This window comes from Pseudobutyrivibrio sp. 49, assembly GCF_900100545.1.
Classification (GTDB): Bacteria; Bacillota; Clostridia; order Lachnospirales; family Lachnospiraceae; genus Pseudobutyrivibrio.
On sequence record NZ_FNDP01000005.1, the window covers coordinates 1 to 25,103 of the forward strand.

General features: G+C 39.5%; 16 protein-coding genes. 5 read left to right on the forward strand and 11 right to left on the reverse strand.

Going from position 1 to position 25,103, the window contains the following annotated elements:
* Positions 1 to 399: 399 nt before the first annotated feature.
* Positions 400 to 1,287, reverse strand: coding sequence for a hypothetical protein (locus tag BLP54_RS06155; RefSeq protein ID WP_090167831.1), 888 nt, complete (start codon positions 1,285 to 1,287; stop codon positions 400 to 402).
* A gap of 176 nt (positions 1,288 to 1,463) precedes the next feature.
* On the opposite strand from BLP54_RS06155, the gene BLP54_RS06160 reads away from it, so the two are divergent.
* Both BLP54_RS06160 and BLP54_RS06165 read left to right on the forward strand, forming a co-directional pair.
* Positions 1,464 to 2,849, forward strand: coding sequence for a TldD/PmbA family protein (locus BLP54_RS06160; protein ID WP_090167833.1), 1,386 nt, complete (start codon positions 1,464 to 1,466; stop codon positions 2,847 to 2,849).
* Position 2,850: 1 nt separating this feature from the next.
* On the forward strand, positions 2,851 to 4,158 hold the full coding sequence (locus tag BLP54_RS06165) for a metallopeptidase TldD-related protein (protein ID WP_090167835.1): 1,308 nt from the start codon (positions 2,851 to 2,853) through the stop codon (positions 4,156 to 4,158).
* A gap of 38 nt (positions 4,159 to 4,196) precedes the next feature.
* On the opposite strand, the gene BLP54_RS06170 is transcribed toward BLP54_RS06165, so the two are convergent.
* The 6 genes from BLP54_RS06170 to BLP54_RS06195 all read right to left on the reverse strand — a co-directional run bounded on the left by BLP54_RS06170 (position 4,197) and on the right by BLP54_RS06195 (position 11,186).
* Positions 4,197 to 5,471, reverse strand: coding sequence for a sensor histidine kinase (locus BLP54_RS06170; protein ID WP_090167837.1), 1,275 nt, complete (start codon positions 5,469 to 5,471; stop codon positions 4,197 to 4,199).
* Positions 5,472 to 5,638: 167 nt separating this feature from the next.
* Entirely contained in the window at positions 5,639 to 6,358 is a 720-nt protein-coding gene (locus BLP54_RS06175; RefSeq protein ID WP_090167839.1) for a LytR/AlgR family response regulator transcription factor, read from the reverse strand.
* Positions 6,359 to 6,409: 51 nt separating this feature from the next.
* Positions 6,410 to 6,871: a hypothetical protein gene (locus BLP54_RS06180; RefSeq protein WP_090167841.1), complete on the reverse strand. Its 462-nt coding sequence runs from the start codon at positions 6,869 to 6,871 to the stop codon at positions 6,410 to 6,412.
* Positions 6,872 to 7,051: 180 nt separating this feature from the next.
* A complete protein-coding gene (locus BLP54_RS06185) occupies positions 7,052 to 9,226 on the reverse strand; it encodes a transglutaminase-like domain-containing protein (RefSeq protein ID WP_090167842.1) in 2,175 nt (724 codons plus the stop codon).
* Positions 9,153 to 10,223: a DUF58 domain-containing protein gene (locus BLP54_RS06190; RefSeq protein ID WP_242870643.1), complete on the reverse strand. Its 1,071-nt coding sequence runs from the start codon at positions 10,221 to 10,223 to the stop codon at positions 9,153 to 9,155. Before BLP54_RS06190 ends, BLP54_RS06185 begins: the two co-directional genes overlap by 74 nt.
* A gap of 27 nt (positions 10,224 to 10,250) precedes the next feature.
* On the reverse strand, positions 10,251 to 11,186 hold the full coding sequence (locus BLP54_RS06195; RefSeq protein WP_090167845.1) for an AAA family ATPase: 936 nt from the start codon (positions 11,184 to 11,186) through the stop codon (positions 10,251 to 10,253).
* A gap of 183 nt (positions 11,187 to 11,369) precedes the next feature.
* Between BLP54_RS06195 and BLP54_RS06200 the strand changes: the two genes are divergently transcribed.
* From BLP54_RS06200 to BLP54_RS06210, 3 genes are all read left to right on the forward strand, one after another.
* A complete protein-coding gene (locus tag BLP54_RS06200) occupies positions 11,370 to 12,752 on the forward strand; it encodes a condensation domain-containing protein (protein WP_090167848.1) in 1,383 nt (460 codons plus the stop codon).
* 12 nt (positions 12,753 to 12,764) lie between these two features.
* Positions 12,765 to 13,004: an acyl carrier protein gene (locus BLP54_RS06205; RefSeq protein WP_090160646.1), complete on the forward strand. Its 240-nt coding sequence runs from the start codon at positions 12,765 to 12,767 to the stop codon at positions 13,002 to 13,004.
* A gap of 79 nt (positions 13,005 to 13,083) precedes the next feature.
* The gene (locus tag BLP54_RS06210; RefSeq protein ID WP_090167850.1) at positions 13,084 to 14,640 is read left to right on the forward strand and encodes an AMP-dependent synthetase/ligase; all 1,557 of its coding nucleotides are present in this window, start codon (positions 13,084 to 13,086) and stop codon (positions 14,638 to 14,640) included.
* Here the strand turns inward: BLP54_RS06210 and BLP54_RS06215 are convergent.
* The 4 genes from BLP54_RS06215 to BLP54_RS06230 form a co-directional block, all read right to left on the reverse strand.
* Positions 14,608 to 15,183 (reverse strand): TetR/AcrR family transcriptional regulator, encoded by a 576-nt coding sequence (locus BLP54_RS06215; RefSeq protein ID WP_242870377.1) that lies wholly within the window; start codon positions 15,181 to 15,183, stop codon positions 14,608 to 14,610. The two genes, BLP54_RS06210 and BLP54_RS06215, sit on opposite strands and share 33 nt — an antisense overlap.
* Positions 15,184 to 15,262: 79 nt before the next feature.
* Positions 15,263 to 16,945 carry a phospho-sugar mutase gene (locus BLP54_RS06220; protein WP_028247641.1) on the reverse strand — a complete coding sequence of 561 codons (1,683 nt, stop codon included), beginning with the start codon at positions 16,943 to 16,945 and terminating at the stop codon, positions 15,263 to 15,265.
* 198 nt (positions 16,946 to 17,143) lie between these two features.
* Complete coding sequence (locus BLP54_RS06225; RefSeq protein WP_090167852.1) at positions 17,144 to 23,119, reverse strand: DUF5695 domain-containing protein; 5,976 nt, start codon at positions 23,117 to 23,119, stop codon at positions 17,144 to 17,146.
* Between the two features lie 30 nt (positions 23,120 to 23,149).
* The gene (locus BLP54_RS06230) at positions 23,150 to 25,102 is read right to left on the reverse strand and encodes a glycoside hydrolase family 127 protein (protein ID WP_090167854.1); all 1,953 of its coding nucleotides are present in this window, start codon (positions 25,100 to 25,102) and stop codon (positions 23,150 to 23,152) included.
* Position 25,103 lies beyond the last annotated feature (1 nt).

Sequence of the window (25,103 nt, forward strand, 5' to 3'; positions counted from 1 at the left end):
ACTCCATTTGCACTTTCAAAGCTACTTATCGACAAAAGAATTCCGATTCTAACAGGACAATATGAAGTCTCGCCAGACGACATCCTATTAAAACCGGAACTCTTAGAAAAATAATATTTTAGAGCAGACAGGTAACCACTCAATCATCATTTTTACTTAATGACGGGTGGAATTTACTTTTGCTCAATTATTTCCAGTCGTCTGTTTGCCATGCAAACAAACAGACTCTGTAAAACGATTTTATCACGTTTTACAGAGTCGTCAAATGTAGTTTTGATTGTAAATAATTGTAAAAAACTCAACTGAGGCGTTTTTGATGTTCTTTGCCAGAAGTTAGTTTTTCATTTGAGCAAATTTTTAAAAAAAGGATTCTAGCCAACCGACTAGAATCCATCTACTTTACAAATCAATTATCTCTATATCTATTTCCTCTTCCACATCTTCAATCTCTGGCTGCTGACGTCTGCGAGGCCTTGGCTCTCTTCTCTCTCTTGGTGGTCTGGAGGTTTTCTTAGCACCTTCCAGCTTCTTCACCTTCTTCTTGGCCACAAGTCTGACTGGTATGAAGTGAAGAATAAAAATCATCACGATGACATACAAATGTACAAAGAATATATTTGTAATTACTCCGTTATGCTTCAGCAGGTATCCTGTAGAATATCCATATGCACAGAGAATCGCAAGATTAACAAGAGCCATAATCATAATAGGTATGTTGGCAGCTGCGTTCTTAATGCAATTCAGGAAATCCTTGAAGCTGGCATCAAAGTATACGAAACGTCCTATCATAAGAGTGAGGAAATATGCGATAAGTGTATCGTAGTTAGCACTCTCATAGATGAACTTAAGATAGCATAAAATCAAAATCATATATGCCATTCCTGTCAGTCTGATAGATGCCATGGCCTCCCTGTCCAAATGCTTTAATCTAACAAGGACATGATCCAAGAATGAATTTAGCAGGATGGATATAATCATAAATATCAATAACAGATAGTCCTTATAGGAATCCCAAATCTCTTTAAAGGGACCAGATTTCAAGAAAAGATTTATCAAAAAGTATACTGCCATGAAGCCTATGATACTTCCACCCGAAAAAATCAGCTCATAGTATCTTTCGGATAGGGAGAAAAACTCCTGCTCGAAATAATCATCGTTCTTCTTTGTGCCTTTGGCATATAAATAAAAAATCAAATAGACTATGCAAAGTAACACGCCTGTTAGCAGTGCAAAAATTATACATTGTGGCAACTGAAAATAGTGTGCCACATATTCACTATAACTCATGTCATAAAACCTTCTTTACTTCAAATTATTTATCCTTAAACAGTTTAGCCATCTGCATCCTTACAGTCAACATGCACAATATCTAATACCTGTCTATTTTCTATTGAGCGCCACTCCTACATTAGCTATAATCAACTAAATACTAGTTTTAAATACGAAAATAAGGGAGGGGTATAATGTTAGAAGATATCTTATGCGGAAAGAAATCTTTATTTGAGACAGGTGCTTCATCTGTTCTCAGAGGTCAGGAAAATCGACTTAGATCGGTTATCATTAATCAGGGTATTCTTACCACCAATAAGCGTTCTGAAGACAGCGGTGTATGTGCCTTAGTTTATAAAAACGGTGTAAAAGGCTTTGCATCCATGGCAGAATACAGTGAAGCTGCAGCCGAGCAGGTTATTAAGACTGCCACAGAAAACGCAAATTATCTTAGAAAGTATGCCAAAAATGATAAAGGTGTACTTCCTTCTGTTAAACCTCAGGTAATCAATTCAAAGCGTTTCATCGTAGATTTTGAACAGGAAAAAATTATCGAATTATGTAAGGAAGTAGATGCTTACATCGTTAAAAACTGTCCAAAAACCTCTGCAAGAGCAGTTAATTACAGGGAAGATACCATGGAGAAATTCATCTACACTTCCGATGCCTGTGACGGTCATGTTGCCTATCCACGTGTACGCATCATGGTTGTATTAAAAATGGAGGCTAAAGATGGAAGTACGGTAGAGATTTTTGATTCTGTAAATGGTTTTGGTAACATCGATGACAATTTTAAGTCCCTCGATAAAACCTATAAAACAATTGATGAGATGTATAAAAGACTCTGCGATAAGGCAGAAGGTGTCTACGCAGAGGCAGGAGAAAAAACTGTAATTCTTGACCCAAGCGTTGCTGGTATGATTGCTCATGAGGCTATTGGTCATACTGTTGAGGCTGATTTGGTTTTAGGTGGTTCTGTTGCTGGTCCAAATCTTGGTAAGAAGATCGCATCTGATATAGTAAGCATTGTTGACTACGCATATACGTATCAGGATGGACAGGCTCCTCTTCCAGTCTATGTTGATGATGAGGGTATTCCTGCGGAGGATGCTGTACTTGTAAAGAACGGTGTTCTTACTGGATTTATGCACAATAGAGAATCAGCTCTTCACTTTGGAGTGATGCCTCAGGGTAATGCACGAGGCTACTGCTTCTCTGATGAGCCTTTGGTTAGAATGAGAAACACCACTGTCCTTCCAGGTAAGGATAAGCTGGAGGATATGATTGCTTCCATCGACGATGGCTATTACTTACTGAACACTGGTAATGGTCAGGCAGATCTTACTGGCGAGTTCATGTTTGGTATTACCTGCGGCTATGAAATCAAGCACGGAAAGCTCGGTCGTGCTATCCTTGATACTACTGTTTCCGGAATTGCTTTTGATCTTCTTAAAACAGTAGATATGCTTTCTGATGAAGTAACCTGGCATTCTTCAGGAACATGTGGTAAGAAGCAGCCAATGGCCGTTTCCATGGGTGGACCAGCTGTTAAATGTAAAATCAATATAGGAGGACGATAGGATGAGTGACATGACTAAAATACAACAGGCTGCTGATTATCTTACCGGCCTGCTTGAAGAGAAAAAAGATATCAAAGCACAGTTCGAGGTGTCCGAAATAGTAACTACTGAAGTAACTTCTGAAAATGGAGATTTTACACTGCTTCGTACTCTCTTCGATAAAGAAGTTGGCATTCATGTTATTGCCGACCACAAGCCTGGATTAACAAAGATTAATTCTTTCGAGGAACCTGTATTAAAAGAGACATTAGAAGGTGTTATAGCATCTACAGCTTCAGCTGGTGCCGATGAATGCTTTGACATTGCTCCAAAAATTGAGGGCAAAGAATTTACAAGAGGCCCACTTGAGCCTGATGTTGATAAGCTTATGACTCGTGCCGTTGAGCTTCAGGAAACAATTGCAAAAGAGTATCCTAACGTGCTTGTCAGCATGATTATCATCGAGCACGTGCGTAAAGATTCACTTTACAGAAACACTAATGGAACTGAAGATATAGTTCACGAGGGTCATTATTCTATGTTCTTAGAGTTTGCTGGAAATGACGGAACAAACACCAGTGGAATCAGTTTCTCAGCCATGACAATAGAGAATCTTGATACTCCATTTATTGAACTTGGAAGAATTCGTAAGGATCTTGCTGAAGCTGAACAGTCAGTCAACCCAGTTCCAATAGAAGGCAAATTTGAAGGTCAGCTTATTTTCACACCAGAGTGCTTTAGAGCTCTTATGTATACCTACATGGAAATTGCTTTATCAGATGATGTAATTATTGATAATTCTAGTCTCTGGCGCAATAAAATTGGTCAGAAGGTGGCTGTTGACTCCTTCACTGCTTCAATTAAGCCTTGGGATGAGCGAATCATAAACCACGAGTATCACACTAATGATGGCTTCAGAAGTGAGGATTATACCATCATAGAAAATGGTATACTTAATTCCTTTGCCACAACTCTTTTCGGGGCTAACAAGGCAAAGGTAGACCGAGCAGGAAACACTGACCTCTGTTACGTTGTAGAGCCTGGTGACACAAGCCTTGATGATATGATTAAAAATGTTACGAAGGGGCTTATAGTGGGATCTATTTCCTGCGGTGAGCCTAGAACTAACGGAGAATTAGCAGGCGTGGCAAAGAACGCCTTCTATGTCGAAAATGGTGAGATTAAGAATGCTGTTTCCGAGACAATGGTCAGCTTCAACGCCATAAAGATTCTTGAAAACATTGTTTCAATTTCAAAGGAAGTTCTTGCAAACGGAGATTGGGTACTACCTTATATCTGCGTGGATGGAGTTACAATTTCAGGTAAATAAAAGACAAGGAGGCGAATCAGATTGACTCGCCTCCATTTTTATACCATTGCCTCTACAATTATTAAATCATCTTCACTTCTGATCTGGAAATCTCCATCATATTTATCAACAACAGCCTGTATATTTCTCATACCATATCCATGAACCTTATTAGCTCGTTTGCTGGATATCAGTTTTCCATTTTCATATTCCAACGGGTGATCTGAGGTGTTGCTGGAAATGATGCAAAGATTGTCATTAAAAGGCCAGCTTTGAATGGATATCTTTCCTCCGTTGGCATTAGCTTCGATAGCATTCTTTAAGATATTGGAAATCAAAATACATAAATCATAATCCCCAATATTCTTCTCCTTTGGCACCACCATCTGAATTTCAAGGTCTGTTCCCCTTTCATCCGCTAAGGCTTTCATCTGTCCCAAGACACCGTCAATAGCTGGATTACCTGTATAAGATACCCTTCTAAAGGACTGTGTATCCTTAAGAAGATTGTCACAGTATTCGGAAACCTTCTCTATATTCCCCTCTGCTGCAAGAGCAGATAATGCATTTAGGTGCGCTACCAAATCATGCTTAAAAGCATGAAGTCTCTCTTCACTTTTAATTATGGTATCAATCTGCTCCTGCTGCACCTCCAGTAAAAACTTTCTCTCTGAAGCAGCACGCTGAGTTTCTTTCGCTTTTCTCTCTAATAGGCCAAGATATAAGACAAACAAACAGAAAAGAATACAGGTAACCAATAGCACGTTTCCTAGCGCACTGGCGCGCTCTATCACCTGACTCGAGCCATATTTAAAATACTCCTGAACTACATTGAGTATAAACCACAAAAATATACAGCTGAAATTCATGAAAAATAGCTGCCATATATTGTAGCTGACTTCGTCCTGCTTTCCTCTAGACATATTAGACTGATAGCAAATTACTAATACAACTGCCACTGGAAAAACAGCTGCTGTATAGGCCATATAATTTTCCTGCCATCCTAGAAAATGACTATATATTACTAGGAAAACCGTCTGAATAACCGAGGTAATTGTGTATGTTGGTAGAAATAACGGAATCCACTTTTTTGCTCCACCCTTTAAAAAGAATACATTTGAGACAGAAACCACTAGAAAAATCAAACTCTGAAGACTTTTATCAAAAGGAATTGCCAACAGATTCTCAGCAGTAATAATCGCCAATATTCCAAACAAGGTTCTCGATCTGTCGATTCTTGGCTTTGCTCCCATTATTACAAGATAAACCAAAAAAACAGATACATAATCTTCAAATGTATATATGAATCTATATATTATCTCGGCAGCCATCATAATTAAACCTCAAATCAACATTCTATTTTGTATATTAGCAAATAATGTGAAAAAAAGAAGCCACAAACTGTGGCTTCTCTGCACTATTCAATTATCCAAATATCCACTTAATGAAACTAAAATCAAGTCCCTGTAATCCATAATACATATCGCCTTACCTCCTCCCTTTATAATTTATCATGAGCATTTTTCATTGCTAGTTCACGATATTCTTTTCTAAAAGAATCCACATAGCTTCTCCCAATATTAAGTGCAACCCCACCAGAAAGTGCCACACGGTTTCTCTCACACTTTTTTATATCATACGCATTTACGATATATGATTTATGAATCTGTATGAAGGAATCACCAAAAAGTTCCTTGTAATACGACAAAGGATTTCTTATTGCCTTTATGGTCTTGCCATTGGTACCATAAAAATCACAATAATTACCTTCTGACTTAATATAACTGATTCCAGATTTTTTTACAAAAACCTCTTTGCTAATTTCAACTACAACATCATCTTTATAATCTCTATAGGCATTTTCAAGTCGTCGTAAAACCTCGTCTGGCTGCAAAGGCTTAAGCATAAAGCCAATAACCTTGGCGCCGAATGCATCCTGCATATTCTCGTAATGACTTGTAGCAAAAATAACTCTAGCAACTCTATCATTTTTCTCTAAAATTGACTTTATTTCAACACCATTCTTTCCTGGCATTTCTATGTCTAAAAAGAGTAAATCAATTGTTCTCTCATTAGCATCCAGCCAGTTTAACAGCTCCTCACCATTTGAAAATAAAAGCTTATCGTACTCTTCCGTCTCTTTTAGAAAAGCTTTTTCTATGATTCCAGAAAGCTCCTGTTGGATTTCTTTGCTGTCATCACAAATGGCAATTGTGAACATTAGTAAAAACCTCCGATTAATATCGTATTTACGAACTGTATTACCATCTTATTATTTATTTGTAATCTTATCAATACGTTTGTGCTTAAACTTTAATTTTAGAATATCCTCTTCGTAGTAGGATGGAATATTTACAACACATTTATCCTCATTGAAATTTAGCTCTGCTGGTGTAACAAGCCAGTCCTTATACTTGTTTCCATATCTAAAGCTTACACTATCATCTGACTCGATAACTGTTTTTCTGCCCCATTTGATTCTTGCTATTCTCTTTACTGCTTTTACAAATTCCTGCTTTTCCTCAACCTTAACAGTGACAGAAACTGGCTTTGCCCACACATAGAAGAATAAAGTCATGAACAATACGAAGCAAGCTATACTTAAGGATGTAGTTATTAACATAAAAGGATTGAAAAGACTTCCGCCATCAACAAGAATCAATGTGACAAAAACGACAAAGCCTGCTGTTCCTATCATTCCAAAATGTAGTAAATATCTATTAAATGTACTCATCGTATCCTCACTTTCGGGTTGTTTCCCCCAGCCCAGACATGAAGCTGGAGGAAAAATATAAATAATTCAGAATCCACGATATATTTTTACCATGCATGTATATAGCATTCAACACTGATGTGGCATACAACAGTTTCTTGTTACAAACGACAAAAAAGGAGGCTGTTTTGCCTCCTTTCATTAATCGTTTCCATATACCACTTTATAATACGAGTCAAAAAGTTGTTTTATCTCTTCCTGCTCTTCCTCTGGCGCAAGCTTCAGATAATCTGACAGAAGCCCTCTATCCTTAAACTCTTTATCGGACTCCTTAATAAGTCTTGCCTTCGTCATTTCCACATCAATCCTGATTTTCTTTTCCGGCGAAGCCAGCTTGTAAATGATTCGTCTTGCCAGTATTGCTCCAGCCCAGATAACCAGTATCAAAAGCACAATGCTTAGAATTACTATTCCAATAATCTTGATTAACTGAAGCCCTTCATTCTTGTATGTTTCCTGCTGCTCTGCTCCCTCAGGAACATCTGGCAAATCCTGCACTTCCAGCTGGATTTCATTCTCAGTTTCTGGATCTATGGTTTCATTTCTGTGCCAACTGTACATTCCTGCTGTTGAGTAGGCGCTGGTTGGTTCAAAAGGAATCCAGCCTACATTCTCAATATATGCTTCAGGCCACACATGAGCACAGTTTGCTTCTACCACATAGTTTTCCTGAATTTCAAATGGGAAACTGTATCTGTACCCGATTACAGCCCTTGCAGGTATACCAATCGACCTAAGCATCATTACCATCGATGAGGTGTAGTGCACACAATATCCCGACTCTGTCTCAAAGAGGAACCTGTCAGCAATATCTGCCATTCCTTTTGAGGTACTCATATCAGAATCTGGATTATGTCCTCCAACAGCCTTGGTGTTATAGGTATACTGGCGAAGATATATCTCAATAAGCTTTGCTCTGAGATAATCATTATCCGCTTTAGCAGTAATGTCTGAAGCAAGCTTTTCCATTCTGTCACTGACACCCTCTGTATCACCGTAAATCTGGTACATGTCTGTCTGTTTTACATACTCCTCATATTCACTAGCATTCATCACGTCTTTCAAATCCTGATTATAAAGTGAAAGATAATATTCGCTGGCCTCCTGATATGTCATAGGCTCTCTGTCAATGAGAGAACCTTTTGGATTCTGAAATAGCTCCACTAAAAGTGGACTTCCGTAATCAATATCCAGATACTTTGCCTTAATCTTATAGCCTTTTCTGTGCCTATCGTCACTTCTACCCTTCTCAATAAAGCCATCCTGATTTGTTAACACCAGTGCTCCTGCTGGCGCAATTTCATCAGCTGTATCAAGGTATACATATTCCACATCCAGCTTAGAAATCTGGGAGAACATTTCAGCCTCTTCTTTATCTATGTCATTATCCTTAAGGAACTGAAGCCATTCTACCAACGCCTTTCCATCAACGCCTTTTCCACCAGCAAGATAAAGAACTCGTCTCATCTTCATCTTTTTGCCGGTCTCAGCATCCGTATATACGAAATATGGACGTTCCACAGATTCCAGAACTAGCTGCAATTTATCTGAATTAGAAATTCTACTACCAGTGGCATTGAAAGACCCGTAGCCTACTGTATATTCACTGTCTCCAATCACCGAGCACAAATAATAAGCCGTAGCATCTGCCGCATTTCCAAATACACTTTCCAGTCTTGACCAGTCGATAGGATCTCTATTCATTGGAATAAATATCAAAAAACACCCCAGCAACAGAAAGAAGTGAAATGGAAATTCCCCTTCCTTTCTTCCCCATATAATATGCTGTATAGACGATAAGGTAAGTACCACAAGCGCCACAAACAATAGCTTATCCAAAAGCTTGTCGCCCCAAAAGGCTGTCCAGTACATACGTAAATATAAGGCTGCGCCATCAAGCACAAAGGTGCCAAATAAAATCACTTTATCTCTGAAAGGCAGGTAATCAAAAATTATTCTTACCACCACTGCTAAAAGCACAGCAATGGCTATATCACTCCATTTTTCATTGACCTTTAAAAGGAAAAACATAAGAACCGCTGGAATCAGCGAAAATAATGGAATCGCCTTGTTTTCCACAATACCATGGAGAATAAACTCCAATACTGCATATAAGAAAAAGAACAAAATGAACGTCAAAACAAAACTACCCCTGTTAAAGTCGTAGCTATCCCCTTTTACCAGCAAAAAAATCTCCAAACAAATGGTGATTAATGCAAATACAAACAGATGAAGTTTTTTCTCAACCGCAAATAATGCAGCTACTCTCTCCTTCATCAGGATCTTCTCTGATGATAATCCAAGTATCGCCTTCATTGACTTTTGACCTCCGCTCTTCTACTAACCTTTGAATCTCTTTAAAGGATTTTGAAGAGCCATAGAAAATACCATCTGCTACTATACTGTAAAAATCCATAAAGCTTTCACGGGAATCTACTGTAGATTCCTTAACATCACCTGATGGATAAATCAATCGGACCGGAACTCCCTGCTCACCGAAATGCCATGCCGCCGATACGACGAATTCCAGGAATATATCCCTCTTCTTTAGATACTCCAAATCTTCCCTGCTCTCAGGTGGATTGGAAGCTTCCATAAGAATCGTAACAGTCCTCTTCTCCATTTTATCTGGAGTTCTAACCATCAATTCTCCCTGTTTAGCTGACACCTTCCAGTTGATAGCATTTAGACTATCGCCTTTATAATAAGGTCTCATATCACTTCCAGGAGTATCCTCATAAAGCCTGTTACTTTTCAGTCCAGTATTATTGATTAAGTTTTCGATATCAAGTACCTTTGCTGCCACATCTGTTATCTGTGGTCTTACAATCGCCCTGAAGTTATACTGAACATCAAGCTCCACCGTATACATATAAAATGGATCTGTCAGAGAAATTCTGTCTATACCGATATTGTAAGCCCCAGCATATTTACAGGTTATACCAGACAACAGTTCCTTCTTCTCATGATTATCCAGGGAAATCTCCTGACCATTTTTTATCTCATAAAGGCTACATCTGTCATCCAAGGTAAACATCCCCATTCGATGAACTGGGAAAATTCCTGCATTTTCGAAAAGCACACGATATCTATGCTCCTCACCCTTGGTGACCTTATATACCTCTATCTCCTGAAAAATATTTAAGAATTTGTAATTTAATATGGTGTAAAGAATCGAAACTGGAATAATAAGCAGCATTCCATAGAGCCATGCAAAAGAAACCGGCCCTCCATAATAGCTGGCAAAAATGATGCTCAGTACCAGCCCAATAAGATATGAAATTATCCCCCTTTTATGAATCTTAACCTTCATTTATCCACAAAAATATTTACTACCTTGTTAATTAGTTGCGTCGTTGCATCTCACCTGCTCAAGAATCTTCCTTACCAGATACTCTTTAGTTGTTCGGCTAAGCCTTGCCTCGCTTGTAAGTATTATTCTGTGAGTAAGTGTAAGTGTGGCAGCCTCTGCAATATCCTCTGGAATGCAGTAGTCTCTGTCAGCCATGAATGCCAAAGCCTGTGCACAGCGAAGCATTGAAAGAAGAGCTCTTGGCGAAGCACCACAGGCAATTTCTGGATTATTTCTTGTGGCCTCTACAATCTCCACAGCATAGGTTCTAAGATTCTCTTTTATGGTGACAGCATTAACCTGGCGACGCATTTCATTAATGTCCTCACCTGTCAAAACCGGAGTTGTATCCTGATGGAGCTGTCCCTCCAAGAATCTCTTTACCATATCCTCTGAGGCATCCTGATTTGGATAACCCACAGATAGCTTTATCATAAAACGATCAAGCTGTGCTTCTGGAAGTGGATAAGTTCCTGCCATCTCCACAGGATTCTGGGTACCGATTACCATAAATGGTGCTGGCACAGGAATATCCTTTCCATCTATTGTGACCTGCTGCTCCTCCATTACCTGAAGTAAGGCAGATTGTGTTTTTGGGGATGTTCGATTGAGCTCATCAACAAGAACTATATTACTGACAACAGGACCTGGCATAACCTGAAAACTTTGGTCCTTAGAATTGAAAATAGAAACACCGGTAATATCCGATGGCATGGTATCTGGAGTACATTGAATTCGTGCAAAAGAAAGTGACACCGAATCTGCTAGCGCTTTGGCAAGTGAGGTTTTTCCCACACCTGGAACATCCTCTAATAGCACATGACCTTCCGCCAGAAAAGCGGCAATCAGCTTGTCGATTACTTCTCCTTTTCCAACAATACGCTGCTCCATGCTATCCTTTAGCTTTTGCACCTTCTCATTCATCTATATATCCTCCCTCAATACTAATTTCCCATAACATTATATTTTAATCATACACTTTCTCAGATTCTGTTCAATATCTTTTGGTCACTTTTTCGATAAATGTCCATTAAAGTCCTTCACATATAGAACAATAGAGGCTGCTGTGCTATTTTACAGTGAAAAGAATTTAATGGAGGGGAGCTTATGAAAAAATATCCATTAACTGCTGCACAAAACATGCACTATCAGTGGATTCGTAAATACGGTACACAGCAGGTCTCAGGGCTAAGTATTGTTGCTTCGCTGCAGGCCGACCTTGATTTTAATCTCTTAGAAAAATGCATTCGTATGGAAATCAAGCGATATAGCTGTATGCGAGTCCAATTCACAAGACCTGATTCCAACGGAAATATCAAACAATATATTGCTTCCTCAGATGACTATGAGATTCCACTTAGGGATCTTTCAAATATGACTATGGAAGAAGCAGATGATGTCATGCAAGCCTGGGCTTACAACACCATCGACGGAGCCGACATTCCTATGTTTGAGATCTTTATGGTAAAGCTACCAGAGGGCTATCGTGGATTCTTCCTGCATATGGATCACAGACTTATCGATTCCTGTGGAGTAGTGGTTATGACCAACGATATCATGGCACTCTACACTCATTTCAAATTCGGTTCAGAGATGCCAGAAGAATTAGCAAATTTTGAAGATGTTCTTATAAAGGATTTATCAAAAACCAAAAACGAAAAGCGCTTCCAAAGAGATAAAAGCTTTTGGGATGATATTTTAGATAAGCTTGGCGAACCAATTTATTCCGATATTCAGGGACCTCTAACCTTAGACAAGTCTCGCAGAAAGCATAATAACCCTAATCTTCGCTCTGCCGACATAGAGCTAAAGGATTTATTTGTAGCTGTTGAAGACTATAAGCTGGAGCCCGCTTCAGCCAGAACCCTTTACGAGTTCTGCCAGAATCATCAGATTTCCATGACAAATCTTTTGCTTTTGGGAATGCGTACTTATCTATCAAAAGTAAATAACGGACAGACCGATATATCCATCCAAAACTTTATTTCCAGACGTTCCACACAAGATGAATGGACCTCTGGTGGAAGCCGAACCATCATGTTTCCTTGCCGAACAAAAATCAGTCCTAACACAGATTTTCTTTCGGCAGCTCAGGAAATACAGGATATGCAAAACCAGATATATCTTCATTCCAACTATGACCCACAGCTGATATACGACGAGATAAAGAAGCGCTATCACACCCCAGATAACACTACCTATGAAAGCTGTTACCTTACATATCAGCCACTGACTGCAAAAATGGATAATCCATATCTGAAAGACATTCCAATGCATTCAAAGTGGTTCGCCAATGGGGCTGCCACAAAGAAGATGTATCTTACCGTTTCACATACCGAGGATGGTGGAATGAATTTCTCATATCACTATCAGACAGCGGACTTAAATGAGAAACACGTGGAATTATTCAACTACTATCTTATGAGAATCATATTCAGAGGTGTTGAGCAACCAAATCTCACAGTAGGTGAAATTATGGCAGCAGTGTAAAGGAGGAAAAATATGAATATTAAATCAAAATTTTTAAATTTGGTAGCACAGTATAGCAAACTCTCCCCTTCTGAGCTGACGGGTGAGAAAAGATTCCGAGAAGACCTGGATTTCTCTTCCCTTGATTTCATGTCCTTTTTAGGGGAACTGGAAGATGAGTTCGATGTAGAGTTGGAGCAGGATAAAATCATACAGATTCGTACAATTGATGAAGCACTTTCCATGATTCAGGAGTTACAGGAGGTGGGCTAATGAAGCTACTTAAATGGATTTGGTATAGATTTTTTGATAAGACCGGAAAAGCATTCTCTAACTTAATGGAGGTTTCATAATGGAAAATCTTAGAACTCTCTGGGACAATACTGCTTCCAAATTTCAGGAGCTGACTGCTGTAAGATGGCTTGATAAAAAAGCTGTCTGTGGCACTACTTATGGTAAGCTCGATGAGCGAATTAGAAATATCCGCGCAGGCCTTGCCGCAACAGGATTTTCAGAAGCCCACATCGCTATTATTGGCGAAAGCAGCCTCCAGTGGATTGCCAGCTATCTTGGTATTGTCACTGGTACTAATATAGCTGTTCCTTTAGACGCCTTACTCCCACAGGAAGACTTGATTGATCTGATTAATCGGGCTGACTGTCAGGTTCTTTTCCTTAGCCCCAAGCTTATCTCCCTTGCTGAACCTATCCTGCAGTCATGCCCTAAGATTAGTCAGATTTGGCTCCTTCAGGATTCCTATGAGCAGAATATTCCAAATGCTAAAATCGGTGTTCTCTCTGAGCTTATTGACCTTGGCAAAGGGAAGCCTGATGTAAATGGAGCAAAACCTGATTCTATAGCCACCATCATCTTCACATCAGGTACTACAGGAAAAAGCAAAGGGGTTATGCTCACCCAGCGAAATCTTTTCGACAATGTAAAAAACGTGGATTATGAAGAGGCTCCTGGCTGTGTAATGATGAGTGTTCTTCCAATCCATCACGCCTACTGCCTTGTTATGGACTGGCTAAAGGGCTTTTCGTTGGGGGCTATCGTTTGTATCAATGACTCCTTCATGCACATGGTTAGAAATATAAGTATTTTCAAACCAAAGGTAATCCTCATGGTTCCCCTTATGATTGAATCTATCTACAAAAGACTTTCAGCCATTGAAGACCTTTCTCCAGAAATGATTTATGAAACAGTATTTGGTGGAAATCTCAAAATAATTTTTACTGGCGGAGCTCATCTGGATCCGTTTTACATTGATGAGTTTAAGAGATATGGTATAGACATTTACGAAGGCTACGGTATGTCCGAGTGTTCCCCTGTAATCACTACTAACACTGTCGATAATCATAAGCCCGGCTCAATTGGAAAGCCCCTTCCTAATGTTGAAATAAAATTTGTGGATGGGGAAATTCTTGTAAAAGGCACAAGTGTCATGAAGGGCTATTACAAAATGCCTGAAGAAACTGCTGCTACTCTTGAAGATGGCTGGCTTCACACTGGCGATAAAGGCTACCTTGATAAGGATGGCTATCTTTTTATCAACGGTCGTGTAAAGAATCTAATCATCATGTCCAATGGAGAAAACATATCTCCTGAGGAAATTGAAAATAAGCTGGCTCTGAGTCCGCTTATCGCAGAAGTTATTGTAACTGGAAACAACACTGGTCTTACAGCAAACATCTATCCAGATGAGGATTATGCACAACGACAGTGTCTGAATCAAATAGATATCAACAAAGAGCTTCAGGATTATATTGATAAATATAATAATGGCCAGCCAAGCTACCGACATATCACTAATCTGGTAGTCAGGACTGAGCCATTCATTAGAAACACTACTGGTAAAATTAAAAGAAATGATCCATCAATTCTCCATGAAGGGCAAAACGCCGTTTAGGAAAACTGTGGTCAGAATATCAGCTATTTCTTCAGCGGGAGTCTCACAGGCTTCCGCTGTCCATTTGTGTAGCACACCCAAAGTTGAGCCGATTGTGGCAGCTATCATATAAGAAAAGTGCTGTTGGTTGCCAGTGCGCACTGTTTCACTCTGACTTACATTAGCTACATACTTGTGAAACATCATCATGGCTTTTTCCAAAAAGCGGTCACCTCTTGGGCTGTGAAGAACACTAGCCAGGAATTTGTTTTCCTTTGTGTAGTTACAGATTGCAAGAAAATAAGAATGGCAAAGCTGGTGGTCATCCTTTGGGTGAAAGCTCTCCATCAGCTGAAAAATATCTTCAATTGTCTTGTCCTCAGCCGCCGATAAAAGTGCCGGAACATTCTCATAATGATTATAAAATGTGCTTCGAACAACACCTGATTTTTTCACCACATCAGAAACAGTGATTTTTTCAAATTCCTTTTCACTGCTAAGTATAAAGAAAGAATCTATTATTGCCTCTTCAGAGGTGGTGTAGCGCTCATCTAATTCGTTCATAACTTTCTCCCTTACGTGCAATTGCTGATACAAAAAAACCACCCAGTAGGCTTGTTGCCGTAACTGGGTGGTCATTTTTTTATTTGAATATAGGCTTTAAAGCGTCAGCAAGCTTGTCCTTCATAGCCTCTGCCTCAGCAAGATCCTTACCCTTTGTAGTGAAGTAAGCTTTGATCTTTGGCTCTGTACCAGAAGGGCGAACAACTACTGTACTTCCATTCTCAAGGCCATAGATAAGAACGTTTGCTGAAGGAAGTCCTGTCTCAGCTGTGTTCTTGTAATCTGTAACCTTAGAAACTGCGATACCTGCAAAATCAGCTGGTGGGTTCTCACGAAGTGAGCTCATGATACCAGCCATTGTATCCATACCTGAAAGGCCTGGGAACTCGAATGAGTCTACCTTGTTGAGGTAACGGCCGTACTCAGCATAAATCTCCTCAAGACGCTGCTTAAGTGAGCTTCCGATGCTGCGGTAGTAAGCTGCCATCTCGCAGATAAGCATAGAACCAATAACAGCATCCTTATCACGAACGTAAGGACCTGCAAGGTATCCGTATGACTCTTCGAATCCGAAGATAAATCTATCAACTTCTCCATCAGCCTCAAGACCGGCAATCTGATCACCAATCCACTTGAAACCTGTAAGAACTGAACGAAGCTCTACGCCATAGTGCTCTGCAACTGCATCAGCAAGTGGTGTAGAAACGATTGACTTAACTGCAACTGGGTTCTTTGGCATTGTGCCCTTCTCGATACGACCTGCTGCGATGTAATCAAGAAGAAGAACACCAACCTCGTTACCAGAAACAAGCTCATAGCTTCCATCTGGACACTTCATAGCGATACCAACACGGTCTGCGTCAGGATCTGTAGCAAGCATAAGATCTGCACCCTCTGCCTTTGCAAGCTCAAGACCAAGCTTAAGAGCGTCAAAGATTTCAGGGTTTGGATAGCTACATGTTGTGAAGTAGCCGTTTGGATACTCCTGCTCTGGAACGATAGTGATATCTGTGATACCGATATCGTTAAGAACACGTGTAACAGGAACTAAACCTGAACCGTTAAGTGGGCTGTAAACAAGCTTAAGACCAGCTGTCTTGCAAAGACCTGGACGAACCTGTCTCTCCTCGATTGCTGCATAGAATGCATCCTTGCAATCATCACCAACGAACTTGATAAGTCCCTTCTCAACGCCCTCTGCAAATGACATAACCTTTGCGCCTGTAAGGACATCTGTCTTCTGAATCTCAGCATAAACGATAGCAGCTGCATCATCTGTCATCTGGCAGCCATCTGGACCGTATGCCTTATAACCATTGTATTTTGCAGGGTTGTGTGAAGCTGTCACCATGATACCTGCATTACATTTATAATATCTTGTAGCAAATGAAAGAGCTGGAACTGGCATAAGTGCATCGTAAATACGAACATTAATACCATTAGCTGCAAGAACACCTGCTGCTGTCTTAGCGAAAACATCGCTCTTAAGACGGCTGTCATAGCTGATTGCTACTGTCTGATTGCCACCCTGAGTCTTAACCCAGTTAGCAAGTCCCTGTGTAGCCTGACGAACAACATAAATGTTCATTCTGTTTGTACCTGCCCCAAGGACGCCACGAAGACCTGCTGTACCAAAAGCAAGTGCTACAGCGAATCTGTCTTTGATTTCTTCTTCATTTCCTTTGATTTTTGCAAGCTCAGGCTTAAGATCACAGTCCTCAAGGTCTGCGGCAAGCCAACGCTCATAATCTTTCATATACATAATCTTCATCTCCTCGTTTTCTTCTACTTAAAAAACTCCTTTAATTTTAAGTTTTCCAGTTAGGCATGTCAACCTAAGTAATGTTAATTATTTTTCTTTAGGCTTTTGATTCATTACTTATTTGAGATATTAGATATAGTGAACCTGCAATCTGAAAAAGACCTATTTGGCATTTATCACCAAATAGGTCTTTCTATATTACTTATTGCCCTTTTTCAATGCTTTTGTAAAAACTACATATCCGCCACTTACAAGAATTAGTGCCAGTGCAACGAGTATTAATATCAGAATTGCATTACTATCTTTTTTCTCGCCTGTAGTAGGTGTTTCTTCATCAGATATGATTTCTTCTGATTGCTCATTATTCTCTTCTAATGTGCTCTCAGCCGAATCTTCCAATGTAGAATCTTTACTATTTTCTAATTTCTCATCTGCACTGCTTTCAGCTTCGGGCTTTTGCTTAGAGCTATTAGCTGCCTTTACCTTATCAGTTGTTTTAGCAACTTTATCGTTTCCAGCAGCAGGCACCTTAGGAGTATCAATCACTGTGATATCCTTTGCTGGGCTTGCAACTTTGTTTACTACATGACTAACTGCTGTGGTACCTGTGCTTCCACCTTGCGATGGCTTGAAAGGATTGACAGGATTAATGATAGGCTCCTTTGTTTTGTCTTCTTTTACCTTGCCCTTTGTTAATCCGTCTGTAAGCTTAACATATCCGCAGAAGCCTCCTGCCATGTCAATAAAGCTTACTCCATCCTCTATTGCGAATACAGGATTTGGATTGTAGCTATAGCTTGAATCATATCCAGTATCATTGATATCCTTTACTAATCTAGCTTTCTTGTCTAATGACTTTTCTGCAAAATCGTACTCACATAGCTTTTCAGGAAGCTTATCAGAGTTTGATACTTTAATCTTAATATCATCAGATGCTGAAAGCTCTCCATCTGAGACTGTAAGTGTAAGTACATAGTTACCAGCTTGATTAAAGCTTACATCAGTGATTGCCTGATTATCCTTGTCTATAGCTACTGCTGCATTGTTTGGCTTGCTCTTTACTGTCCACTTGTATTCTAATGAAGAATTAGGATATCCATCATCAATAGCAGATGCTCTTAGTCTTGTAGTTGCAACAGCTCCTAAAAGTAAGTTTGTTCCTGTAGCTACTTCTAATTCTGTCAGCTTTTCCTCTGGCACTACTTCATCTGTTGTAACTTTCAGCTTAGAATCCTCTGCTTTGACAGATTCAACTTCATCTGTGTTTTCCTCTGTTGTTTCAGCATCTTTTTCAGTAGCTTCTTCGGCAGGTACTTTACTAGCTTCTTCGATATCAGAGTCTTTCTCTTCTTTCTTTTCTTCTGACTCCACATCCTTTTCTAGCAATTCTTCCACATCTTCCTTTTCTAGCTCTTCAAGCTCTTCTTCCACTGGCTCACCACCTAGGACAGCCCATTCAATTACACCTACACCAGAGTTATTAGCTTCCTTCTTATTTAACTGAATCCTCAATCCATCAGTCATAACAGGTTTGAAGGATGTAACATTATATTTATCAGCTTCAAGTCCATAGCCTGATGCATCCTTTACTTCTTTCCAATCATCACCGTCCTTGTAACTAATGGTATAATTCTTAGGGAATTGAATTCCCACTACTTCCTCAGAATCATTATCCTTCCAGAAGTAAATAGCTGATTTGCTAATGCCTATCTTTTTATCCCAGGTGTATGTAATGGTCTCGTATTCTGATGTGTTGCCCCATGAGCCATAAGCACCAGTAGCTGGTTTTTCCATTGATGCAGATGATGAAACGCCATCATTTACTGCACCTAATGTTTCCCAGCTAGAAACATAGCTTGTTGAAACTGAAGCATCTAAAGCCAGATTAGTATCCATATCCAGGGAATTAACTGCACTATTAAGTCTGTCGGCCATCTCATCTAATTCTTTTTGAGACACACCCATCTTTGCAACCAATTCCTTAGCCTCTGCCAAAATAGACTTCATATCAGCATATCCTGATTTAACAAAGAATGGATCAATCTTTTCAGCTCTTGAAATAGCACTATTTAATCCAGACTTATCAACAGCGCCTTCCTTAAATCCGTATACTTTCCACTCAATTACACCACAGCCTAATGTCTTAGGATTAAGAGTCATTCTAAGTGCTGTTGTTTGAATAGGTTTGATTGTTGTAGTGTTGTATTTATCAAGTTCTGTTCCAAGACCTTCTACTATATCGCATTCCTTCCACTCATCACCCTCAAGATACTCCAGCTTTACAGCTGCTGGTGAGAAATTACCACCATTATCCTTGAAGTAATATGCGTCCTGACCTGTGATGATAACCTCATCATCCCATGTGTATGTTACCCATGCTGGTGCGCCCTGAGCGCCTCCTAACCAGTTGTGCCATACACCATGTGAAGTATCGTTTGATGCCGATGGGTCATAACCATCATTTAAACCAGCTACACCTCCTAAATCCTGTGGAGTGTTTACGATAGCACTAGGTGTTGCATACGCTGCAAGATTTACCTCTTTTCCATCAACTACAACAACATTAGCTTTGGCCTTAACTGTAGATTTATCTACTGAACCTTCTACAGTAAACACGCCCTTAGCACCATAAGATTCTGCAGATACTTCATCCCATTTCACTTCCACATTTCTATATACGCCATCTGAATACAGGGCGCTAACTTCTTTCGGAAGTTTAGGTGCTTCGTTTATCTTAGTTACAACTGCTGCATCCTTTATAGATACAATTTCTCTATCCTTCAAATCTCCAAAAAGCTTTGAAACCTCTTCTTCATCAAATGCTTTTGAATACATACTAAAGCCTTTGATTTTTCCATTTAGGAAGCTAATAGATTCCTCGTGAGAGCGTCCCAGATAGTTTCTTTGAGCATCTCCTAAATCTGAAAATACAAAACCTGAATCTAATGTAGCAATCTTATCTCCATCAAGGTAAGCAGCAATATTTCCATTATCATTTGTTAATACTAATTTCTTATCATATTCTGGTGCTATCGCATATACGGTATCCACTGTTTTTAGCTTCTTTGACTTCATGTCAGTAGCAGCGATGCTTAACTGATTATTTCCTTTGAAGCTCACATACAAGTAGTTTTCATCTAAATCGCCAAATTCGATAAGTCTTGTTCCATTCTCCTGATTTGCAGAAAGATTGAAGTCAATGACTATTGTAGCCTCATCTATGCCATCTACTTCTGGAAGATATGTTTCAATATCATTGCCTGCATCTACAATAGGAGCTGTATTCTTTGCAGCTGCTCCAATCTTAAATTCAACCTCTGATGTATCTTTCTTTCCAAGAGGAACTGACACTGTCACTGTCTCGTTCTTTGCTGCCTTAAATGTTCCATGAGCTTTACCATCAACCAGGATTGTGTAGCTGCCATCTGCAAGTCCTGTTAAATCAATGCTTGTATTATGCGCTGTTTTTTCAAGATTTGTTACAGTAAGCTTTACATCACTGCAATCTTTGGCAATTATCGCATTTACGTATCTATCCCTATCAAGCTCTACATAACAACCATCATCGATTAGGTTTAATCTGGTGTTCAATCCGTCAAGTGGCTTTATAGAATAACTATCTCCATTATCAACCACATTACAGCCGTATCCAAATAAACCAAACACTGGATCTGTAGCAACATCTGCAGATAAAATCTGAAGTGCTCCAAAGAGACCCAAATCTGCCTCGCCAGCCATCTGTCTCCAGCCGTTGTGAATCTTTCCACCGCCAGTTCCCTGTCCGCCTAGATTTCCCATTTCACTTTGATAAGTCCAGGCAACTGTTCCTATATTCTCTGGGTCGGCATCTATCTGACCTGAATTGATGCATGTAAGATTTGCAAGCTTTGCAGCATAATTAGCTCTTTCTGCTTCAGCCGATTCAATAGAATTTAATCCATTATTTTCAAGTCGCAAATAATCATCCATGCAATATCCTGCAAGTGCTGCTGTATACTGGAAGTTCCACCAGCTTTCGCCACAGATAGTGGTAGGATTAGCGTAGTGATACCATACAGGCTGAAGACCTCTACATGCTCTAGTCTTCAAATCAATTTTCTGCATCATGCTAAGGGCATTTGCCTCATCTGTTCCCAGATTAAGCTTTGCCAGCGTATAAACAGCTTCCTCACCTGTATTATCGTATGAATACTCTGAGCCGTATGGATATTTTGTGCTAGAGAAATTCTTATATTTTCTTGCCATAATATCTTCAATCTCAGCAGCCTCATCGGTATATCCTTCTGCTTTTAATGAAACAATAATGTCAGGGGTAGTAAGCTCTCCCATTACACCTGTTGACCAGTTGTAATACACCCCGTCTGTATAAAGAGCCTTCATTATGTTGTATGCTCTAAGTAGATAGGTATCTTTATCTTCAATGTACTCTACAATGTCAGGATATTTGCTGGCAATCTTGTACATTGAATAGTAGGTGTTGTAGATGTGAGGATATGCATAGCCACGGTATGTAGGAGTATCATTGGGTTCCTTCATTTGGAAATCGTGGATAAGGTAATCCTCCTGATGCTCCTGCATAAGTCCATGCCATATAGCAGTATCCAGGTATTCATCAATTGCAGTTATTTCCTTTTCTACTGGGATGTAAACATTCTTTTCTGCGATATATTCACCGTGGGTCAATCCCCAATCATCGCCCCAACCCCAATAGCCATTGAAAACACCGCGCTTTGATTTGGTGTCCATCATCCAATCGTCAAATACCTTATCATAAAGCTCTCCTTCGGCATCCCACTGGGTTTTGTCTATCATAAACTGAGAGTGAGTGTTCAAAGCCTCGCTTACATCATCCATGATATAGAACTGCAGCTCAGTTTCCTTTGTTCCATTGTCATAGTAAACCACTACATCATTCTGACCTAAATCATCAAAGGCAATATCGTATATATGATACTGTTCTCCATCGATTAGCTTTGTAGATTCGTACTTTGCATAAGTGCCAGCTTCGCTTTTTTCACATGGAAGATTGTTGCTGACACTATTCTTATTATCATCAAATAGATTCAACTCATGAGGACATTTGATATTTACCTTCAAATCCTTAGCAGCATATTTTGTATGAAGATACATTTTGGCTGGCATATTCTTGGCAAAGGTCATACCTGGAACAGCTACTGCATCTATAATTCCCTCTTCATAAAGGGTAGACTTCATATCCTCTTCATTATCAACTGGACTAAAATCAAAAGAATACTTCTTTGACTCGCCTTTCTTTAACTTTAATGATGTGTTATCAAGGTAACCACGATTAGTTTTCTTTATAACATCTGAATGAATATAGAAAACATTCAGGCCACTGGCCCATCCATCCTGGTCCTGACACCATGATTTTTCGTTAGCTGCTCTTTCCTCTACTCTCCAGTGATCCTGATATTCAAAACTGGCATCCGTTGCGTCATCTGGAGTAAGTAATACGTACTGTCCCTGTCCACTAGGGCGTGTAGCATATATGTATGAAGAATTCTTTCCCACAAAACTGTGGTCTACTACTCTTGTTTCGTAGATTTCATCTCCACCAGACCAGTATTCGTTAAATGTAATAGGAAGTCCTAAATCTCCTACTGTAAGAACTTCATCGCTCTTGTTTTCTATTTCGATATCCCACTTTATCCTGTCATTAACAAGAGTATAGGTTTCCTCTACCTGATAACCGTTTATTCCTTTAGCTTCAGTTGCCTTTCCGCTATATGTAACTATTACCTTGTTATCCTTAAGAGTGATGGTTCTATCAGAGTCGGACTGGCTTGTGTATCCTTCTTTATATTCACCATCACCAATTTTAGTTGCAAGCATCAGCTCACCCATCCATTGGTGGGTGCTGCTAGCCCCCTGAGCAGGAGCATTTTCTTCGTTCATCACATAGTTTGTAGGATATTTATCTCCCACAATATACAGCTTCCTAATCTGGCCGTATTTACCTATGTTTACAGAGAAATAATCATTGGATAATGTGTAGCTTCCATCTGCTTCCTCTGTCGCCTTTGTTTGACTTGTTGCCTTATCTTCCTTAGCCAGCACATCGATTGTACCCATACTCCCTGGCAAAGTTGTAAATGCTGTAATCGTAGCCAGTGCAAGTGACAGAACCTTTTTCTTCATTCTCGTGTTTGACATTTGTCCCCCTTAATTCTCCTTTCTACTACATTAAAACTTCTCCTTCATCCAAACTAACATCTCTTCATTCTTCTGTCTGTTTCCCCAATAACAATAAGGGATGGCTGTTAATTTCACCTCCTCAAAATCACTTTCCACTTCACCATATAATTTACCAGAATCCCATCCTTCTTCTTTTATCCTTTGCGCGTTGAATGTTATTCTAGTTGTTCCCCCTAAGATGTTATTGTCAAATTCTTCCTGCAGCTTTGTTTTACCGGACACAAAAATGTTGGCTAGATTATCCCCATTATCTACCTGTTCTAAGGCATACACTAATGGTCCTTTCATGATTGCAAGCTTGCCTACATCTGCTCTAACCTTTGGATTTGAATGTACAAATCTTGCAGGCATATCAAACTCAAAGCTTACATCCATACTTGTACTAGACAAGGTTATGTTGATGTAGCCTTTATCCTGTTTCATATCAAGCCCTGCTCCGCTAACGCTGATTTTTGGATTCTTTGCATAATATGGAATCCTTAGTGCAAGCGTTCCTTTCATTTGTTCATCTGATTCTACATGAACTGATACTTTGCCATTCCAAGGTATTTCGCTTTTAATATCAAGTCTGACTTCCTTGCCTGAAACCTCTGCCTTTATCTTAGATGAAACATACATATTCAAATAAAGCTTATTCTTTGATTTATATGCTATATACTGTCCCAAAGATGCAAGTGTTCTAGCTATATTAGGTGGGCAGCAGGCCACGCCAAACCATTTCTGTCTCTTGCTCTTTACATGAAGTCTTGAAGTGTGGTCCATACATGCAGCTGGCCAAACTTCCAAAGGATTTACATAGAAAAAGCCTTTTCCATCCATAGCAATTCCCGACAATACTGTGTTATATAATGCTCTTTCTACCTCATCAAAATATGTAGCTTCCCCTGTGATTTCACCCATTCTTTTTCCAAACATAGCCAGTCCGATGGATGCGCAGCTCTCAGAATAATTACAATCATTTGGCAGATCATAATCGGTTGTAAATCTTTCCAACCAACCTGATGAGCCTATGCTTCCTGTGACATACATTCTTCTGTGAACTATATCATCCCAAAGCACCTTGCAGGCATCTAACAGTTCCTTATCATCTGTTTCTACAGCTACATCTGCCATAGCACTATACAAATAAGCTGCTCTAACAGCATGTCCCTCTGCAGTTTTTTGCTGTCTTACTGGAAGATGGGACTGACTGTAGCTAGGATCATAATTTATGAATTCTGGAAAGATTCTCTCATAATCTTCCTGCTTTTCTTCTTCAAGAAAATAGTTATCTCCTACACCTCTTATATCAATAAAGTGCTTTGCCAAATCCAGATATTTTTTCTCCCCCGTCACTCTGTAAAGTTTTACAAGGCCTACTTCTACTTCTGGGTGTCCAGGGTATCCGTGGCATTTACCTTCTTCCTTACCAAAAACATCACATAGCAAGTCCGCCAAGCGGCATACTACGTCTATAATTTTTCTTTTGCCTGTAGCTTCATAATAAGCAACTGCGGCTTCCATAAAATGTCCTGCAGTATATAATTCATGGCCTTCACATAGATTCTTCCATTTTTTATCTGGCGCATTGATGATAAAGAATGTATCTAAATATCCATCAGGCTGCTGCGCCTTTTCGATTAAATCTATAGCTTCGTCTGCCATAGCTTCCAGCTTTTCATCACAGCCATAGGCTGCCAGATAAAATCCAACAGCCTCTAACCATTTTGCAAGGTCCGTATCTTGGAAAACTGCTCCCTCAAATTTCCCATTTGATAAACCTGCCGCTATCTTAAAATTTTCAATGCAATGACTGGTTTCAACATCCTCTAACCTGTCATTTAAAACATCCCACTGATATGGAATGATTACTTTTCCTACTAAATCTCTGTACTTATTCCAAAACTCATCAGTGATTTTTATGTCGCTGATTGGAATTGATGAATTTGCATTATATTTCATT

Excerpts from the sequence above, each read along its gene's own strand:
- BLP54_RS06155 (WP_090167831.1), bottom strand. The coding sequence starts at position 1,287 with ATGAGTTATAGTGAATATGTGGCACACTATTTTCAGTTGCCACAATGT.
- BLP54_RS06160 (WP_090167833.1), top strand. The coding sequence starts at position 1,464 with ATGTTAGAAGATATCTTATGCGGAAAGAAATCTTTATTTGAGACAGGT.
- BLP54_RS06165 (WP_090167835.1), top strand. The coding sequence starts at position 2,851 with ATGAGTGACATGACTAAAATACAACAGGCTGCTGATTATCTTACCGGC.
- BLP54_RS06170 (WP_090167837.1), bottom strand. The coding sequence starts at position 5,471 with ATGATGGCTGCCGAGATAATATATAGATTCATATATACATTTGAAGAT.
- BLP54_RS06175 (WP_090167839.1), bottom strand. The coding sequence starts at position 6,358 with ATGTTCACAATTGCCATTTGTGATGACAGCAAAGAAATCCAACAGGAG.
- BLP54_RS06180 (WP_090167841.1), bottom strand. The coding sequence starts at position 6,871 with ATGAGTACATTTAATAGATATTTACTACATTTTGGAATGATAGGAACA.
- BLP54_RS06185 (WP_090167842.1), bottom strand. The coding sequence starts at position 9,226 with ATGAAGGCGATACTTGGATTATCATCAGAGAAGATCCTGATGAAGGAG.
- BLP54_RS06190 (WP_242870643.1), bottom strand. The coding sequence starts at position 10,223 with ATGAAGGTTAAGATTCATAAAAGGGGGATAATTTCATATCTTATTGGG.
- BLP54_RS06195 (WP_090167845.1), bottom strand. The coding sequence starts at position 11,186 with ATGAATGAGAAGGTGCAAAAGCTAAAGGATAGCATGGAGCAGCGTATT.
- BLP54_RS06200 (WP_090167848.1), top strand. The coding sequence starts at position 11,370 with ATGAAAAAATATCCATTAACTGCTGCACAAAACATGCACTATCAGTGG.
- BLP54_RS06205 (WP_090160646.1), top strand. The coding sequence starts at position 12,765 with ATGAATATTAAATCAAAATTTTTAAATTTGGTAGCACAGTATAGCAAA.
- BLP54_RS06210 (WP_090167850.1), top strand. The coding sequence starts at position 13,084 with ATGGAAAATCTTAGAACTCTCTGGGACAATACTGCTTCCAAATTTCAG.
- BLP54_RS06215 (WP_242870377.1), bottom strand. The coding sequence starts at position 15,183 with ATGAACGAATTAGATGAGCGCTACACCACCTCTGAAGAGGCAATAATA.
- BLP54_RS06220 (WP_028247641.1), bottom strand. The coding sequence starts at position 16,945 with ATGTATATGAAAGATTATGAGCGTTGGCTTGCCGCAGACCTTGAGGAC.
- BLP54_RS06225 (WP_090167852.1), bottom strand. The coding sequence starts at position 23,119 with ATGTCAAACACGAGAATGAAGAAAAAGGTTCTGTCACTTGCACTGGCT.
- BLP54_RS06230 (WP_090167854.1), bottom strand. The coding sequence starts at position 25,102 with ATGAAATATAATGCAAATTCATCAATTCCAATCAGCGACATAAAAATC.